The following is a 17,111-nucleotide window of genomic DNA, read 5'->3' as shown; positions in this document are numbered from 1 at the left end:
CCGCGCCGGCACCTTGGCCGGCGTCTCCTCCGTGGCGGTCGAAACGTTCAAGTTACGCCTCTCTGTTGCGCTGGTACCCGTCTCAGGCGGCGCTGTCGCGGGCAAGATCGCTCAGCAGTCCGGCTGCAACGGTTATGCGGGCAAGGTTGGGATCGCCGCTTCCGCTGAGGCCGGAAAGCTCCTCGGCGATGCGGTTGATGCGGATCCGGTCGCCGGCGTGCCAGGCCTGGACCGGCTGCTTCTGCTGGCGGTGGTTGCTGAGCGCCGAGATCACGATGTCGCGCCGTGCGCCGGCGATCTGGTCGAGGCTGCGGGCCAGCGCGAGGTTTTCGTAGTGGTCGGCGGTGATGATACGGTTACCTGCTGAGAGCAGGCGCCCGATGCGGAACGTGCGCGACACGGTAAAATAGCTTTCAGCTGCCCGGGTCAGTGTCTCCTCGGTGCGCTCGGCGATCTGCATGATCTCCGGCACCAGCGCGAATGCAGGCAGGGTCGAGATGTCGGCGGCAAGCTTCTCCGGCACGCCCGCTTCCTGATATTCCGCCTGTCGGGCGGAGAGGTCGGCGGCGACCTCCGGCGTCGTGTTGCTGACAAAGACCGGGCGAAGCTTCTTGATCGTCGCATGCAGTCTGCTCACCGTCGCCCCGAGGTCGGCCTTCGCGATGCCGGTCTTGAGCAGAAGCCGGGTCAGTACGGTGAATGTCTGGCCGATCTCGCCATAGATGCGGTTCTGCATCTCGCCGGAAATACGTCCGTCCAGCGCATCCGTCTCGTTCCACAGCCGGGTAAGGTCGAACCCGTCGCGGGCAACGATCGCTGCCTTGACGACCTCTGCCGCCGAGGCGGCGGTCGCGTCCATCATTGCCACGGCAAAGCCCGGACCTCCGCGGTTGATCGCTTCGTTGGCGAGCGCGGTCGCTATGATCTCGCGCCGCAGGCGATGGCTTACGATATCGGCCGCATGCGATTTCTGCATCTTCGCCGGGAAATAGGCCGAAAGCGTTGCCGAGAAATAGGGATCGTCTGGCAGGTCGCTTGCGACCAGCGCATCGAAGAGCACGATCTTGGCATAGGAGAGCAGGACGCCGATTTCGGCACGCGTCAGCGGCTTGCCGTTGGCATAACGCTCGGCGAGCGTCTGTTCGTCGGGTAGCGTCTCCACCTTGCGATTGAGCTGCTTCTTGGATTCAAGCACGGTCATGAAGCGGCCGAGCTGCAGCCCGTTTGCGGTGCCCTTGCGCTCCGTCAGCGAAATCGCAAGTGACTGGAGGTAATTGTTGCGCAGCACCAGCATTGCCACCTCGTCTGTCATCGAGGCGAGGAGCTGGTCGCGTTTCGTCCGGCTCAGGCGTTCCTCGCGCATGGCGGAGGCAAGCGCGATCTTGATGTTGACCTCGACGTCGGAGGTGTTGACACCGGCCGAATTGTCGATCGCGTCGGAATTGCAGCGTCCGCCCTTGAGCCCGTAGGCGATGCGGCCCTTTTGCGTCACGCCGAGGTTGGCGCCCTCGCCGATCACTCGCGCCCGCACGTCGTCGGCAGTGACGCGGATCGGATCGTTGGCGCGGTCTCCGACTTCGGAATCGGCTTCACCCATGGCCTTGATGTAGGTGCCGATACCGCCGAACCAGAGCAGGTCCACCGGGCTTTTCAGGATTGCCGTGATGATCTCGAAGGGAGTCGCCACCGTCTTGTCGATGCCGATCGCGGCCACCGCCTCCGGCGTCAGCGTCACGGATTTCATCGAGCGGGAGATGATCATGGCGCCCTTCGAAAGCGCCTGCCTGTCAAAATCCTGCCAGCTCGATCGCGGCAGGTTAAAGAGGCGCCGGCGCTCGGTTAGGGCTTTGGCCATGTCCGGGTTGGGATCGATGAAGATATCGCGGTGGTCGAAGGCCGCAACGAGGCGGATCTTCGGCGAAAGCAGCATGCCGTTGCCGAATACGTCGCCCGACATGTCGCCGACACCCGCAACGGTGAAGGGAGTGGTCTGGATGTCGATGTCCATTTCCCTGAAATGGCGCTTCACGGTTTCCCAGGCGCCGCGGGCGGTGATGCCCATCTTCTTGTGGTCGTAGCCCGCCGAGCCGCCTGAAGCGAAGGCGTCGTCCAGCCAGAAGCCAGCTTCCTGCGCCAGCCCATTGGCGGTGTCGGAAAAGGTCGCCGTGCCCTTGTCGGCGGCGACTACGAAGTATGGATCGTCGCCGTCGATCCTCACCGTATCGCTGGGTGGCAGCAAGCCGTTGACGTCGATGTTGTCGGTGATCGAAAGCAGCGTGCGGATATAGGTCTTGTAGGCCTCACGTCCCGCATTGAAAATCTCCTCGCGGCTGCCGTTGGCCGGAAGCCGTTTGGGATAGAAGCCGCCCTTAGCGCCGACGGGCACGATCACCGCGTTCTTCACCTGCTGCGCCTTGACGAGACCAAGCACTTCGGTGCGGTAGTCCTCGGCCCGGTCGGACCAGCGAATGCCGCCGCGGGCGATCGCGCCGAAGCGCAGGTGGACGCCTTCCACCTCCGCGCCGTAGACGAAGATCTCCCGGAAAGGGCGAGGTTCCGGCAGCCCGTCCAGAAGCATCGGATCGAGCTTGAAGGCGAGCATTGCCTTCGGCGTGCCGTCGACATTGTGCTGGAAGTAGTTGGTGCGCAGCGTCGCATCGACCGCATTGACATAGCGGCGCAGGATGCGGTCGTCGTCGAGGCTCGGCACGTTGGCCAAGGCGGTCTCGATCTGCTGGTGGTGTTCGGCAAGCTTCTTGACCCGAACCTTTTCGGAAAGCCTTGGGACCAGCGTGTCATGGAAGAGCCGGAAGATCGCGGCGGCGATCTGCGGGTACTTGTCGAGCGTGACGGCGATGTATTCGTGCGAATAGGCGATGCCGGCCTGGCGCAGGTAGCGGGCATAGGCCCGCAGCACATTGGCCTCGCGTGCCGTCAGATCGGCCGAGACGATCAACCTGTTGAAGCCGTCATTGTCGATCAGTCCGGCGAAGGCCGCGAGAAAGGCTTCTTCGAGAGCCGGCCCATGCCGGTCGAGGTCGATCATTTCGCTGCCGCGAACTTCGAGCTCCATGTCATGCAGGACGACAAGCGCTGCCGCACCTTCCTTGTTCGGCACATCGATATCGAAGGTCTGCTCGCTGACCACGTTGAAGCCGAGATTTTCGAGAAGCGGCACCCGGCGGGAAAGTGCAAGCTGCCCGCCGGCATGGAAGATCTTCAGCGAAAGCACGGATCCTTCGCCCTCACGGCGATAGAAGGCGATGCGGATCGGCTCGCTCGTGGCGCAGGCGGCGATGTCGGGCAGGTCGGCAACGGTCTCCTCGGGCGTGAAACTGTCCTGGAAGGCGGGGCTCACTGCGATGCGGGGTGCCCCCGGCCCTGCCAGGAGCTCGAAGCGATCGTCCCAGCGTGCCGTGATTGTGCGGATTGCCTCTTCGAGCTTGGCCTGCGGGATGCGCGGCGTCCTGCCGCCCGTGCGGCCTATGATGAAATGCACGCGCGCAACGCCGCCTTCCGGGAAGGCCGGGTAATAGGCGGAGAGACGGCCGTCATAGACGGTCTTCAGGTAGGCGCCGATCTTTTCGCGGACGTTCGAATCATATTCCTCGCGCGGTACGTAGACGATGACGGAAACAAATCGGTCGAAATGGTCGATGCGCGGCAGTGCCCGAACGCGGGGCCGGTCCGTGAGGTCGTTGATCTGCTCGCAGAAGGCAGAAAGCAGGCCGGCGTCGATCTGGAAGAGGTCGTCGCGCGGATAGGATTCGAGCGTGTTCTGCAGCATGCGGCCAGAGTGGCTCGTCGGGTCGAAGTCAAAATGGTCGACGACCTTCTGCACCTTCCAGCGCAGCAGCGGGACCTCGGTAGTCGAACTCGTATAGGCGGTGGAGGTGAAGAGCCCGACGATGCGCAGCTCGCCCGTCACCCTGCCCTCGGCGTCGAAGCGCTTGACGCCGATATAGTCCATGTAGGCGCGGCGGTGGACGATCGACTTGACGTTCGCCTTGGTCACGATCAGGAAATCCGGCCCGTCGAGGAAGGCCAGGATTTCCGGCGTGGTCGTCACCGCGTCCTTGCCCTGCCTCAGGACGAGTACGTCGGGATTGGAAAGGATGCCGAGACCGGCGCCCTTGTCACGCTCGATCCTCGCATCCGTCCCCTTGCCGGAATAGACATACTCGCGCATGCCGAGAAAGGTGAAGTTGTCGTCGCGCAGCCAGGAAAGGAAGGCGAGCGCCTCGTCCCGGTCGGGCTTGCGGCGTCCAGCCTCATGGGTCGAAAGCTCCTCGATCACCGTGTCCAGCCTGGCGATCATCGGTTTCCAGTCGGAAACGGTCACATGCACCTGTTCGAGAACCGTAGAGACGCGCCTGATCAGCTCGTCCGCCTGGTCCGCTGTCAGGGGGGCGAGGTGGAGCTGGATGTGGCTGACGCGCCGGGCGGGATCGCTTTGCCTCTCCGCGGAATAGAGTTCAGGCTTCTTTCCGTCTTCCAGGACAAGGATCGGATGCACCGCCATGAAGAGATCGCGATAGGTGCTGGTGACCTCCCCCATGACAGATTCAAAGAGGAACTGCATGTTGTGGTCGGTAACCGTCAGGATCGAGACGGGGATTCCCTCGGGCTCGACATCGGCGATGGTCGCGATGCTGACGCGCGGAGCGCTGCCGCTCCAGGCAGCAAGTTCGCTCGCTGTGTGGACGGCCGAAAGTGCGAGCATTTCCGGGGTATAGCGCTCGAGGTCGTCGCTGCTGGCGCGGCTGAAAAGAATGCCCGGATCGAGATAGCCATCCCCCGTTGCCGCGGCAATCTTGCGCGCCGCTTCGATCTGTTTTTCCCGTTTCGGGTTGCTCTTGCCGGCCATGATACCCCCCTATGCTGATTTGCGGCAGGTTAGCAGAACATTTCGGGAAAAAACCTGCAAAAAGAGGCTCTTTGCGACGCGATTTGAAGCTTTGCGCCCGGTCTTTCGAAAGAATCCTGCGTGCGGCGCGGATTCGGCCCGGAAATCGATGGAAATCGCAGCCAAAAGCCCGAACCGATGCCGCCAGCCTCACGTTTTCATGGCTTCATGAAGAGCGGTTGACAGATGGCCCGCAAAAGGAGGATCAACGCAGCATTCGAAATCGGAATTCAGTCCATGTCGGAAAATGCCCCTGGGGCCGTCATCGCCATCTCCAGTCATGTCGTCCGGGGAGCGGTCGGCAACCGTGCCGCCGTCTTTGCACTCGAAACCCTCGGCCATCCGGTCTGGGCGCTGCCGACCATCGTGCTTCCCTGGCATCCCGGGCATGGCCGCTCGACGCGATTGACCTTTCCGGAGGCAGATTTCGACCATGCGATTGATGATCTGATCAGGGCGCCCTGGCTTGGCGAGGTCAAGGCAGTGCTCTCCGGCTATTTCGGCAATGCCGCCCAGGCGCGTTCCGTCGCGCGACTCGTATCCGCGCTGCGCGAGCGCAACCCCGATTTCCTCTATGTCTGTGACCCCGTTATGGGCGATCTTGGCGGCCTCTACGTGCCCGAGGCGACCGCCGAGGCGATCCGTGACCATCTGATCCCGCTTGCCTCCCTTGCGACACCCAACCGCTACGAGCTTGCCTGGATGGCCGGCGCGCCGCTGGAGAGCAATACGGCGATCATGGAGGCTGCGCTCGCGCTCGGCCCGGCGCGCATGCTCGTCACCTCGGCCGTCCCGATGATGGCGGGCGGCACGGGCAACCTCTATCTCACCGGCCGCCATGCGCTTCTTGCCGAACACCGCGTGATCGAAAATCCACCGAACGGCCTCGGTGACCTGCTTTCCGCCGTTTTCCTCTCGCGCCTGCTGTCCGGCATGGAGGAGGAACGCGCGCTCCAGCTTGCGACGGCAAGCGTCTACGAAATCCTTGCTCGCACTGCCAAACGCGGCGGCGACGAGCTGACGCTTGCGAGCGACGCATCGAGCCTCTCGACGCCGATGGCGATGGTGCAGATGCGCCGGCTCGTCCATCCGGCCCAGAAGCTCAAAAGATAAAGGCTATGAAATAGAGTGCGGGCGGTCGCGGCCCTTTCGCACTGCAACAGTTGATCTCGGCCGCCTTGCGGGGTAATCCAGAGTCATGCAGCGTTTCCCCACGACACTCCTCGAAGGTTACCGCAACTTCATGAGCGGGCGCTATGCCGACGAGCGCGAGCGCTATCGTCGTCTTGCAGAGGATGGGCAGAGCCCCACGACCTTGATGATCGCGTGCAGCGATTCCCGCGCCGCCCCCGAATTGATCTTCGATGCCGGACCGGGCGAACTCTTCGTTATCCGCAACGTCGCCAACATGGTGCCACCCTACGAGCCGGACGGCCACTTTCACGCGACCTCGGCCGCGCTCGAGTTCGCAGTCCTCAGCCTTAAGGTCAGCGACATCGTCGTCATGGGACATGGGCGCTGCGGCGGCATCCGCGCCGCGCTCGATCCGAATGCGGAACCGCTGTCGCCCGGCGACTTCATCGGCCGCTGGATGTCGCTCGTCAGGCCGGCTGCCGAGCAGATCCAGAGCAACGATGTCATGACGGCTTCCGAACGGCAGACGGCGCTGGAGCGGGTGTCTATCCGCAACTCGCTGGACAACCTGCGGACATTCCCTGAAATCAAGGCACGCGAGGATGCGGGCAAGCTTCAGCTTCATGGCGCCTGGTTCGACATCTCGACCGGCGAACTCTGGGTGATGGACGCGGAGACACGGGATTTCATCCGCCCGGATCTCTGACGATCGGGCGGCGCTGCAGCCGCATTAGGCTCTTTCGGAATGAGAGGCCGGCAGGTCCCGCCTGCCGGATGCCTTTTGTTTATCCGTCGATCTGCGCGCCGATATAGGCGATCGCCTGCTGATAGACACTCGCGGCGTTCCAGCCCTGGATTGCCGCGAAGTTAGGCTCGCCCGGCTGGTAGCCCTGTCCCGGCTGCCATCCGTGCCCACGCAGGAAGTTTGCGGTCGAGGCCAACGCGTCGGCACGCGAGCCCACCATGTCGACCTTGCCATCGCCGTCGCCATCGGCGCCGAAGCGAACGACATTGCGCGGCAGGAACTGCGTCTGGCCGATCTCGCCGTGGGCTGCCCCGCGGGCATTCGGGTTCAGGTAGCCTTCCGAAACAAGCTGCAGGGCCGCATAAAGCTGGTCGGTGAAGTAGTCCGAGCGGCGGCAATCATAGGCAAGCGTCGAAACCGCCGAGAGCGTGTGCTCCTTGCCCATATAGCTGCCGAAGCCCGTCTCCATGCCCCAGATCGCGATCAGCGGACCGGCCGGCACGCCGAAACGCCGTTCGATCGAGGCGAACAGCGCCTGGTTGGAGCGCTTCATGCTCTTGCCGCGAGAGATGATCGTTGCCCCGCCGCGTTTCTTCATGAATGCGTCGAAGGAGAGCTTGAAGCTCTTCTGCCCGCGGTCGGCGCGGATTGTGCTGACGTTGTAGTTCACATTGCTGAAGGCCCGATCGAGAACCGACCGGCTGACGCCGTTCGCCGCAGCCTCTTGCTTGAAGTCGGCCACCCAGGCGTCGAATCCTGAGCCTGTGTTGCCGCAACGGGCGCCTTGCGCCGCTGCCGTGGTACTGAAAAGGGCGGCCATGGCCGCTGCGGCCAGAGCTGTTCTTGTCATGCGCATGAGAATCCCCGAATGTTCATAGCTTGACGACCAAGAACCATGCCAGTCCCGGGCGGGTCTGTCACGATCACGTTTTGGCGAGGCTGCATTTCGCTGCTGCAGTGTCCGGAAAGGCCCGCCGATCAAGGGAAGTCCCGCCCTCCGGAATGCCGGAGCCGGCGGGACCACTTTATTTTTGCAATGGTTTACAAAGCGTGTCAGGCGGCCTGCTTGCGCGGCTTGATGAGGCCGCGGTTGATAAGGAGCTCGGCGATCTGAATGGCATTCAGCGCGGCACCCTTGCGCAGGTTGTCGGAAACGACCCACAGGTTGAGACCGTTCTCGACAGTTGCGTCCTCGCGGATGCGCGAAATGAAGGTCGCGTCTTCGCCGGCGCTCTCGTAAGGGGTGATGTAGCCACCGTTCTCGTGCTTGTCGATGACGAGGCAACCCGGTGCGTCGCGCAGAATTTCGCGCGCCTGATCGGCGGTGATCTCGTTTTCGAATTCGATGTTGACCGATTCGGAATGGCCGATGAAGACGGGCACGCGTACAGCCGTGCAAGTGACCTTGATCTTCGGGTCAAGCATCTTCTTGGTCTCGGCGAGCACCTTCCATTCTTCCTTGGTGTAGCCGTCCTCCATGAAGACGTCTATGTGCGGAATGACGTTGAAGGCGATGCGCTTCGTGAACTTCTTGTTCTCGATCGGATCGGCGACGAAGACGGCGCGCGTCTGGTTGAAGAGCTCGTCCATGCCGTCCTTGCCGGCGCCGGAAACGGACTGATAGGTCGAGACGACGACGCGCTTGATCTTGGCGAAGTCATGCAGCGGCTTCAGCGCGACGACGAGCTGGGCGGTGGAGCAGTTCGGATTGGCGATGATGTTGCGCTTGGAAAACTGCGTGACGGCATCCGGGTTTACTTCCGGAACGATCAGCGGCACGTCGGCGTCGTAGCGCCATGCCGAGGAGTTGTCGATGACGACGCAGCCCTGCTGGCCGATCTTAGGCGAGAACTTCTTGGAAACCTCGCCGCCCGCCGACATCAGGCAGATATCGGTGTCGGAGAAGTCGTAGTTCTCCAGGTTGGAAACCTTCAGCGTCTTGTCGCCGTAGGAAACCTCGGTGCCCTGGGAGCGGGCCGAAGCGAGCGCCACGACCTCATCGGCGGGAAAACCACGCTCGGAGAGAATGTTGAGCATTTCGCGCCCGACATTTCCGGTCGCTCCCGCGACGGCTACTTTGAAACCCATTTCTCAAGCTCTCTTTCTCTTCTCTCCTCGTCCGGTGAGGGGGGAGCCGCGATCAAATCGCAGCGTCCTGTCCCCGACCGAGCCGGGGAGAGAGCGGCAGGCCAGAGACGTCAGACGGTTTTCGTCGTCGTTTTGGCCTTGGTTTTGGAAGAAACCGGAAAACAGAAATCCAGCCCGGCAGCGTGTGCCTGGACAGCGCATTCGCCAACGGCATGTTCGCAACGAAGCATGGACTGGTCCTTTTCCGCCGCTGGTATTAGAAGGTTTTCAGAAAGAGTCAAGCCAATTGGCCGTGTTTGCTGGCGCTTCCGCGCAAGCCGTCGAAGCCGATGAAGCGCTACCCGCAGGCAAAGAAAGTCGAGTAATTTCCGACCACCGCAACTCCTGCGTATCGCATGTTAGGTCGAAGCAGGTTCGTGTTATGGGCCGGGGAATTCCTCCATCCCGAAAAGAGATGCTGTGCATTTTGATATCTGATACCGACGTTTTCCGTGCATACGCCACTGAGACCAGCAGCTTTGGCTTGGGCCGATCTCTCGCGGAAGCCATTGTGGTTGATGGTTCCACGGGCTGCCTGATACTGGCTATGTTGGAGGGCCAAGGCTTTCAACGTGGCATTTTCGGCCAGGGGAGATAGGCCGCGGCTCGTCCTGTAGGAATTGATGAGGGCCAGTGTCTGGGGGCCGAAATCGACCGTCGGGGCCGGCAGCTGCGCCGCACTTGTGCATCCCGAAATCAGAACCGCAATTGCAACCGTCTGCAGAATTTTCATTTTCGGATTTCCCCCTCTTGCCCCGCAACGGTTCGCGCGTGGCGGACCTTCCTCTTAACACAACGCCTGAAAGCTTCAGAGTATCCGGCTCACCTTTGCCAAGGCAATCCTGGGCTGCAACCTTCTCGGACCATAGGCTTGAAGGGTCGTATGGGCATGTCTGCGGCAATTCGCGCGGCGGCATTAGACTAAAGTCATAATCCCAAAGCCGCTCTCTTTCTCGTGCCCATTTTCTGTCACATTTGGCGCAAGCGCGTCGTGTCGATGGCGGACCCGGAGGAGAGTAGGTCGCGGCGCGCGCCGATTCATTCTGTGGAGGACAGACAATGGCAAATGTCGCAAGCGTCGGGGGCTCGAAGGCCGGTCCGATGACAAGCGAGGAGAAGAAGGTCATCTTCGCCTCATCGCTTGGTACCGTTTTCGAATGGTATGATTTCTATCTTTACGGATCACTCGCCGTCTATATCGGCGCCACCTTCTTCAGCCAGTATCCCGAAACGACGCGCAACATCTTCGCGCTGCTCGCCTTTGCCGCGGGCTTTCTCGTGCGCCCCTTCGGCGCGTTGGTCTTCGGTCGCCTCGGCGATCTCGTCGGCCGCAAATACACCTTCCTGATCACGATCCTGATCATGGGCCTGTCGACCTTCCTCGTGGGCATCCTGCCTGGCTCGGCGTCGATCGGCATCGCGGCTCCGATCATCCTGATCGCTCTGCGCCTGCTGCAGGGCCTCGCCCTCGGCGGCGAATATGGCGGCGCGGCGACCTATGTGGCCGAACATGCACCGCATGGCCGGCGCGGCTATTTCACCTCCTGGATCCAGACGACGGCGACGCTCGGCCTTTTCCTGTCGCTGCTCGTGATTCTCTTCGTGCAGTACTGGCTTGGTTCCACCGAATTTGCCGCCTGGGGCTGGCGCATTCCGTTCTTAGTCTCCGTCGTTCTTCTTGGCGTGTCCGTCTGGATCCGTCTGAAGATGAACGAATCGCCGGCTTTCCAGAAGATGAAGGCAGAGGGTAAGGGCTCCAAGGCGCCGCTGACGGAAGCCTTCGGTCAGTGGAAGAATGCCAAGGTCGCGCTGCTTGCGCTTTTCGGCGCTGTCATGGGTCAGGCGGTTGTCTGGTATTGCGGACAGTTCTACGCCCTGTTCTTCCTGCAAAACATCCTGAAGGTCCAGGCGCAGTCGGCGAACATCATGGTCGCCGCATCGCTGCTGATCGGTACCAGTTTCTTCGTCTTCTTCGGCTGGCTCTCGGACAAGATCGGCCGCAAGCCGATCATTATGGCGGGCCTTCTGCTGGCGATGCTCACTTATTTCCCGCTGTTCAAGGCCATGACCAACTTTGCCAATCCGGCACTCGCTGAGGCGCAGGCAACGGTGCGGGCGACTGTCACCGCGGCACCGGGCGACTGCAAGTTCCAGTTCAACCCGACCGGTACGGCAAAGTTCACCACGTCCTGCGATATCGCCACCTCGTTCCTGACCAGGAACTCGGTACCCTATGATGTCGTGGACGGTCCGGCCGGCTCGGCAGCAACCGTGAAGATCGGCGACCAGACGATCACGGGCTATGACGCCGTTGCCGCCGGTGCCGATGCGAAGTCGCTTAACACCGCCTTCGAAAAGAGCATCTTCATTGCCCTGCACGATGCCGGTTATCCGCTGGTCCGGGGCCCTATCAAGGTTCCGGATTCCAAGCTCGACGCTTTCGTCGCCGCCAACCCGGAACTCGGCCTTGATCCGACGGCCGTTCGCGCCGGCGAAAAGACCACGATGACCGCCGACCAGCTCGTCGCGGGCAAGCTGTTGACCGCCGATGAAATTACCGGCGTCAACGACATGGCAGTCTTCACGATCGCCAATGGCGGCGCCTTCACCATGGTGGCCGACCCTGCCCGTGTGAACTGGACAGGCGTCATCGCCGTGCTGACGGTCCTCGTCATCTACGTGACGATGGTCTACGGGCCGATCGCTGCCCTGCTGGTCGAGCTGTTCCCGACGCGGATCCGCTATACCGGCATGTCGCTGCCCTATCACATCGGCAACGGCTGGTTCGGCGGCCTGCTGCCGGCGATGGCCTTCGCCATGAGTGCTGCGGCCGGTGATATCTACTACGGCCTCTGGTACCCGATCGTGTTTGCGGGCATCACGCTCGTCATCGGGATGCTTTTCCTGCCGGAGACCAAGGATCGCGACATCCACGCGATGGATTGAGAACTGCAGGTCCTGAAAAACCTAAGCCCGGCGCTGAAAGGCGTCGGGCTTTTCTTTTCCACGGAAGCCCTAGGTCCACGAAAGCGGGCGGCGCGGTAAGGGAAAACCGTCCGGACCGGTTCTGAACAGCAGACCCAAGCGGGCACAGACGATCGCGATCATCAGCGAGAACCAGCCGCCGAGGGCGAGGCCTGCCGCGACGTCGCTCGGATAGTGCGCCCCGACCATGACCCTGGTCATGCCGAGCCAGAGGGCACAGGCGAGGAAGAGAATGCGGTAACGCGGGAAAAGCAGCGCAAGGGCAGCGAAAAAGGCTCCGATGGTCGTCGCATGGCCCGAGGGAAAGCTCTGGAAGGAGGCATTCGAGAAGGGCGAGAAGCCGAAGATGCCAAGATCCTCGAAATGCTGCGGTCGCGCCCTGCCGATGACGCGCTTCAGGAGATTGGCGAGGAGCCCGGAGAGGGCGATCGAGACAAGGAGATAGGCGCCGATGCGGCTGATTTGCACGGCCTGGCAGCGGTAGCGCACCGAGCGCAGTAGGTGACAGGCGGCCCAGCCCTCGAAGAAGAGGAAGGCGCTCACACAGATGATCCAGCCGGATTCACCGAAATCTGTCAGCATTCGACCGAGCCGGTGCACAGGCGCGGCGATGTCCCTGGCGCCTACGGCGGCATCGAGCAGCATCATCGAGATGAGGACGACGTTTACCGTCACGAAAAGACAGGTCCGCCATCTGAGGGGCGCCATGTCGCGCTGTACTCGCCGCCGCCGTCTATCGAAAGACGCCAGTATCCCCTGCATCTGAGTTCCCATGATTAGCCCGGATGAATATCCGCTGAGAGCTATCAGGGTGATGCGACAATGGTTTTACAACCGTCCCGCCGTCGCTTCAGAAGATTCGGTTGAGACGTGGCATCGGCCAGCCGTTGAGGCCGACGGAAAAGACCAATCCAAAGCGGGCAAAGACAATGGCGGTCGCGAAGGCGAACCACGCGCCGAGCGCAAGGCCGGCGGCAACATCGCTCGGATAGTGTACGCCGATGATTACCCTGGTCGCGCCGAGCCAGAGGGCAAGGCCGAGGAAAAGCAGGCGAAAGCGCGGAAAGAGGAGCGCTAGCGACATGAAGAGCGCGCCGACATGGGCGGAATGAGCGGAAGGAAAGCTCATGTAGAGGAAGTCGCCATCGAAGGGACGGAAACCGAGCACGCCCTCCGTGTTGTAGAGCGGCGGCCTTGCCCGCCCGATCGCGAACTTGAGGATATGCACGACGATGCTCGCGAGGAGCACGGAAAGCCCGGCATAGGAAGCCATCTGCCGGAGGTAGGCCATGCGCAGCCTGCGCCGGACGTTGGAAAGCCGCCTGCTGACGAGATAGCCGGTGACAAGGACCGTGCATGCGGCGGCGAGGATCCAGGCGAGCTTGCCGATATCGGTTACATAGCCGGCGATCGAGATCAGCGGCGGCGGCAGTTCTTTTGCCGTCTGCCCGAGCGGCATGTCGAAGACGAAGAAGGCGATCGCGACGATATTGATCGTCGAAAGGGCGAAGCCGCGCCACGGGACGCGCCGGTGGATCGTCCGGCGGGCGTTATAGCGCCGGGAAAGCTCGGTCCAGAATCTGGGCTTGGCGTAGGCGATGTCCGTCATGGGCTCCCGTCGTGGAATGGCTGTCGGGACCGACATAGGAGCGCGGGGCGGGGAGTTCAATGAAAAGAGCCCCCGGACGTGGAATCCGGAGGCGCTAAAAACTGTTTCACGTGAAATGTCAGGCGGAAAGCGCCTTGAATTCCGAAAGGATGGCGTCGCCCATCTCGGTGGTTCCAACCTGCCTGGCGCCGGCGGCCATGATGTCGGCAGTGCGAATTCCCTTGTCGAGCACGTTGGCGACCGCCTTTTCCAGCCTGTCGGCTTCGGCGACCATGTTGAAGGAGTAGCGCAGGCACATGGCGAAGGAGGCGATCATGGCGATCGGGTTCGCGAGGCCCTTGCCGGCGATATCCGGTGCGGAGCCGTGGACCGGCTCGTAGAGGGCCTTGCGCTTGCCGGTCTTGGGGTCCGGTGCGCCGAGCGAGGCCGAAGGCAGCATGCCGAGGGAGCCGGTGAGCATGGCAGCGACGTCGGAGAGCATGTCGCCGAACAGGTTGTCGGTGACGATGACGTCGAACTGCTTCGGATTGCGCACGAGCTGCATGCCGCCGGCATCGGCCAGCATGTGCTCGAGCTGGACGTCGGAATATTTCGCCTTGTGCGTTTCCGTCACGACCTGGTTCCAGAGCACGCCGGACTTCATAACGTTGCGCTTTTCCATCGAGCAGACGCGGTTATTCCTGGTACGCGCCAGCTCGAAGGCGACCGCGGCGATGCGCTCGATCTCGTAGGTGTCGTAGACCTGCGTGTCGATGCCGCGCTTCTGGCCGTTGCCGAGGTCGATGATCTCCTTCGGCTCGCCGAAATAGACGCCGCCGGTGAGTTCGCGCACGATCAGGATATCGAGGCCTTCGACCAGCTCCGGCTTGAGGGAGGAAGCATCGGCCAGCGCCGGGTAGCAGATGGCGGGCCTAAGGTTGGCGAAGAGCTCCATGTCCTTGCGCAGGCGCAGGAGACCCGCTTCCGGGCGAACTTCATAGGGAACGGCATCCCACTTCGGACCGCCGACCGCGCCGAAGAGAACGGCGTCCGCCGCCATCGCCTTCGCCATGTCTGCCTCGGAAATGGAGGCGCCATGCGCATCGTAGGCAGAACCGCCGACCAGGCCCTTGTCCGTCACGAAGCCGGCATTCATCGCCTCGTTCATGAAGTCGATGATTTTGCCGACTTCGGCCATGGCTTCAGGGCCGATGCCGTCGCCCGGCAGGAGAAGGAGATTGCGCACTGTCATGGGGAAACCCTTTGCGATGAGGATCAAGCTGCGGCGTTCTTAGACCTGCAAATGGGCCTTTTCAAGCGAAGGACTGGTCAAAGCGGTACGCTTTACGTCGCAGCGCGCGGCTTTGCCGCGCAATCAGCGTGGTTGACCGCAGTGGCTTCCGGGAGCAGAAATGCGTCTTCCTTTAACCGCTCCCTGTCTTTCCGGATTCCCCGATGCCAGTCTCTGCCCTTCATCTTAATACACCTCTCCTGCGCAGCGACGCATCCTACAGCGCGAGCGGCAGGCCGCTCTGGCTGAAGATGGACGCGCTGCAGCCTTCCGGCAGCTTCAAACTGCGCGGTGTCGGACGGCTCTGCCGGCATGAGATCGAGAACGGCGCGCGCGAGATCTTCTGTGCCTCCGGCGGAAATGCCGGTATTGCGGCGGCTTATGCGGGTCGTGCGCTTAAAGTGCCCGTCACGATCGTCGTGCCGGAAACGACCTCGGAGGAGGTGCGCGGATCGATCGCGGCGACGGGCGCCTCGGTCCTCGTGCACGGCTCGGTCTTCGACGAGACCAACGCCTTTGCCGTCAAGCTCGCCGCGGAGCGCAAGGCCGCCTATGTGCATCCCTTCGACCATCCCCTGCTCTGGGAGGGCCATGCCACGCTGATCGACGAGGTCGTGGCAGAGGGCGCTGCCTTCGACTGCGTCATTACCAGCGTCGGCGGCGGCGGGCTGATGGCCGGCATCGTCGAGGGCCTGCGGCGCAACGGGCTTTCGCATGTCCCTGTCATCGCGGTCGAGACCGAAGGGGCGGCGTCGCTGAATGCAAGCGTGCTTGCCGGGGAGCGCGCCACCCTGCCGGCGATCACCTCGATCGCCAATTCTCTCGGCGCCCGGCAGGTGGCGGAGCATGTCTTCGAGCTGACGAAGACCCATCCGATCGAGAGCGTGACGGTAAGCGATGCTGCGGCCGTTGCCGCCTGCCTGAAATTCGCCGATGCGCATCGGGTGCTGGTCGAACCCGCCTGCGGCGCGGCACTCGCCGTCGCCGACGTGCATCCCGAACTCGTCGCACGCTTCAGCAATCCGCTGGTCGAGGTCTGCGGCGGCATCGGCGTGTCGCTCTCGAAGCTGGTCGCCTGGAAGGAACGCTTTCTCTAGGCGACCGGATAACAAAAAGCCGGGCGATTGGCCTGGCTCAGACTGCTGACAAACTCTTTACTGACCGGATTTTTGTGATCTGACGGTGCTTCAACCACTGTCGTCATCCCGGCCTTGAGCCGGGATCAAGTGCGATCAAGTCCTTGATCGCAACAGACTCTTCCGCGCGATAGACATCGCGCCGCTGGATGCCGGATCAAGTCCGGCATGACGGAAAAGGATGAGTCGGCTTTCAACAAAGACCTTTGTCAACAACCTGAGCCGAGCGATTGGCTCGGCTTCAAGGATCTGCGAAAGGCCCGAAAGATCACGCCCAGGGGCGTGCGGCGGCATTCGACTTTTCGAAGCTGTCGATAGACGAGGCCTTTTCGAGGGTCAGGCCGATGTCGTCGAGGCCGTTCAGCAGGCAGTGGCGCTTGAACTCGTCGAGCTCGAAGGCGATCGATCCGCCGTCTGGGCCGGTGATTTCCATGTTCTCGAGGTCGACGGTCAGGACGGCGTTCGACCCGCGTGACGCGTCGTCCATCAGCTTGTCCAGCTCTTCCTGGCTGACCTTGATCGGCAGGATGCCATTCTTGAAACAGTTGTTGTAGAAGATATCGGCAAAGCTCGTGGAAATGACGCAGCGGATACCGAAATCGAGAAGCGCCCAGGGCGCATGCTCGCGCGAGGACCCGCAGCCGAAATTGTCGCCGGCGACGAGGATCTTGGCGTTCTGGTAGGCCGGCTTATTCAGCACGAAATCCGGGTTCAGGGTCCCGTCCTCGTTAAAGCGGGCTTCCGCGAAGAGGCCCGCGCCGAGGCCGGTGCGCTTGATCGTCTTCAGGTAATCCTTCGGAATGATCATGTCCGTGTCGACATTGACGACCGGAAGAGGTGCTGCGACACCGGTGAGTTTCACGAACTTGTCCATTGGATCCTGCCTTCGATTACGCTTGATCAGACGAATTGCCCTGCAAATAGAGCAAATCCGTGTGAAAATGAAGGAAAATCTTGGGGCCTTAGAGGTCGATGATCGTGCCGCGGCCGTCGTTCCAGACGCGCATTTCGCGCGGCTGCCGCGCCTTGGCTCGAACCGGCACCGGCTTCATCCGCAAGGAAAGCGCGCGTCCGACCATGAGCACGGTAAGAATACCGCCGACGGCGAATGTCAGCGAGACCGTGAAAAGAGCCATGACGGCAAGGATGGTGAGGCCGGCAAAGGCAAGAAACAGGGAACGGATGCTTTGCATGATCGA

Annotated in this window: 13 protein-coding genes; 4 read left to right on the top strand and 9 right to left on the bottom strand. The window is 62.1% G+C overall.

Features of this window, described 5'->3' with window-relative positions; genetic code table 11:
• Positions 1–82: 82 nt before the first annotated feature.
• The gene (locus EV286_RS12445; RefSeq protein ID WP_132957432.1) at positions 83–4,867 is read right to left on the bottom strand and encodes an NAD-glutamate dehydrogenase; all 4,785 of its coding nucleotides are present in this window, start codon (positions 4,865–4,867) and stop codon (positions 83–85) included.
• 276 nt (positions 4,868–5,143) lie between these two features.
• Between EV286_RS12445 and pdxY the strand changes: the two genes are divergently transcribed.
• Positions 5,144–6,019 carry a pyridoxal kinase PdxY gene (pdxY, locus tag EV286_RS12440; protein WP_132957431.1) on the top strand — a complete coding sequence of 292 codons (876 nt, stop codon included), beginning with the start codon at positions 5,144–5,146 and terminating at the stop codon, positions 6,017–6,019.
• A gap of 85 nt (positions 6,020–6,104) precedes the next feature.
• On the top strand, positions 6,105–6,746 hold the full coding sequence (locus EV286_RS12435) for a carbonic anhydrase (RefSeq protein ID WP_132957430.1): 642 nt from the start codon (positions 6,105–6,107) through the stop codon (positions 6,744–6,746).
• A gap of 79 nt (positions 6,747–6,825) precedes the next feature.
• Here EV286_RS12435 and EV286_RS12430 read toward each other — a convergent pair whose 3' ends face one another.
• The 3 genes from EV286_RS12430 to EV286_RS12420 all read right to left on the bottom strand — a co-directional run bounded on the left by EV286_RS12430 (position 6,826) and on the right by EV286_RS12420 (position 9,645).
• A complete protein-coding gene (locus EV286_RS12430; protein ID WP_132957429.1) occupies positions 6,826–7,641 on the bottom strand; it encodes a lytic murein transglycosylase in 816 nt (271 codons plus the stop codon).
• A gap of 197 nt (positions 7,642–7,838) precedes the next feature.
• Positions 7,839–8,873, bottom strand: coding sequence for an aspartate-semialdehyde dehydrogenase (locus EV286_RS12425; RefSeq protein WP_132957428.1), 1,035 nt, complete (start codon positions 8,871–8,873; stop codon positions 7,839–7,841).
• Between the two features lie 337 nt (positions 8,874–9,210).
• Entirely contained in the window at positions 9,211–9,645 is a 435-nt protein-coding gene (locus EV286_RS12420) for a CAP domain-containing protein (RefSeq protein ID WP_132957427.1), read from the bottom strand.
• A gap of 326 nt (positions 9,646–9,971) precedes the next feature.
• Here EV286_RS12420 and EV286_RS12415 point away from each other — a divergent pair, with 326 nt between their 5' ends.
• Positions 9,972–11,858 carry an MFS transporter gene (locus EV286_RS12415; protein WP_132957426.1) on the top strand — a complete coding sequence of 629 codons (1,887 nt, stop codon included), beginning with the start codon at positions 9,972–9,974 and terminating at the stop codon, positions 11,856–11,858.
• 69 nt (positions 11,859–11,927) lie between these two features.
• Here the strand turns inward: EV286_RS12415 and lpxE are convergent, their stop codons facing one another.
• From lpxE to leuB, 3 genes are all read right to left on the bottom strand, one after another.
• The gene (gene lpxE / locus EV286_RS12410) at positions 11,928–12,659 is read right to left on the bottom strand and encodes a lipid A 1-phosphatase LpxE (protein ID WP_132957425.1); all 732 of its coding nucleotides are present in this window, start codon (positions 12,657–12,659) and stop codon (positions 11,928–11,930) included.
• Between the two features lie 88 nt (positions 12,660–12,747).
• Positions 12,748–13,506: a phosphatase PAP2 family protein gene (locus EV286_RS12405; RefSeq protein ID WP_132957423.1), complete on the bottom strand. Its 759-nt coding sequence runs from the start codon at positions 13,504–13,506 to the stop codon at positions 12,748–12,750.
• Positions 13,507–13,624: 118 nt separating this feature from the next.
• Entirely contained in the window at positions 13,625–14,737 is a 1,113-nt protein-coding gene (gene leuB, locus EV286_RS12400) for a 3-isopropylmalate dehydrogenase (protein WP_132957421.1), read from the bottom strand.
• A 203-nt stretch (positions 14,738–14,940) separates the two neighbouring features.
• Between leuB and EV286_RS12395 the strand changes: the two genes are divergently transcribed.
• On the top strand, positions 14,941–15,873 hold the full coding sequence (locus tag EV286_RS12395; RefSeq protein ID WP_132957419.1) for a pyridoxal-phosphate dependent enzyme: 933 nt from the start codon (positions 14,941–14,943) through the stop codon (positions 15,871–15,873).
• A 307-nt stretch (positions 15,874–16,180) separates the two neighbouring features.
• Here the strand turns inward: EV286_RS12395 and leuD are convergent, their stop codons facing one another.
• A complete protein-coding gene (gene leuD, locus EV286_RS12390) occupies positions 16,181–16,786 on the bottom strand; it encodes a 3-isopropylmalate dehydratase small subunit (RefSeq protein ID WP_132957417.1) in 606 nt (201 codons plus the stop codon).
• Between the two features lie 88 nt (positions 16,787–16,874).
• A complete protein-coding gene (locus tag EV286_RS12385; protein WP_132957415.1) occupies positions 16,875–17,105 on the bottom strand; it encodes a hypothetical protein in 231 nt (76 codons plus the stop codon).
• Positions 17,106–17,111 lie beyond the last annotated feature (6 nt).

The sequence above is a fragment of the Rhizobium sp. BK251 genome (genome assembly GCF_004345245.1).
Lineage (GTDB): Bacteria > Pseudomonadota > Alphaproteobacteria > Rhizobiales > Rhizobiaceae > Rhizobium.
This window is presented reverse-complemented; position numbering and strand designations above follow the sequence as displayed.